Raw genomic sequence first — 511 nt, 5'->3', positions numbered from 1 at the left:
TCAACAAACGGTACACTCCTCTATCAACGGCCGCCCAAACTACTTCTTCATTTTCATACCGAGAAAAATCTGCGCAGTATTCTGCAGGTCCTCCCGCTAAAATATGAATAATCATTTTTCCTTCCCCTTCTATTGTAAAAAGGCAATCTGCCATTCGGTAGATTGCCTTTCTCCTTATTTGCCACTCTAACATGTATAAATAGTGAAGTCTTAATGAACTAGAAGCTTCACTAGGATAACGGTTCATTCTTTATCCGCGAATTACACGAATTGCTTCACCGCGGTCTTTTTGATTGTATACTGCTGATCCCGCTACAAGAACATTCGCTCCTGCTTCAATACAAAGTCTTGCTGTTTCAGCGTTGACACCACCATCAACTTCAATTTCCACTTGTAGATTTCGCTCTTTAACCATTTCTGCAACTTGTTTGATTTTCGGTAATACAGAATGAATAAATTTCTGTCCGCCAAATCCAGGATTTACTGTCATAAGTAATACCATGTCTATATC

Annotated in this window: 1 protein-coding gene and 1 pseudogene; both read right to left on the bottom strand. The window is 39.3% G+C overall.

The window, feature by feature from the left end; genetic code table 11:
• Positions 1-193, bottom strand: a pseudogene (locus tag AC1DTM_RS31360) (thiamine diphosphokinase); the annotation flags it as partial.
• Between the two features lie 57 nt (positions 194-250).
• A partial coding sequence (locus AC1DTM_RS31355; RefSeq protein ID WP_477001805.1) for a ribulose-phosphate 3-epimerase occupies positions 251-511 on the bottom strand: 261 nt, incomplete at its 5' end.

The organism is Bacillus sp. P4_D3 (assembly GCF_056401855.1).
Note: the sequence above shows the minus strand (reverse complement) of the source record. Positions and strands in the feature narration are given on the sequence as shown.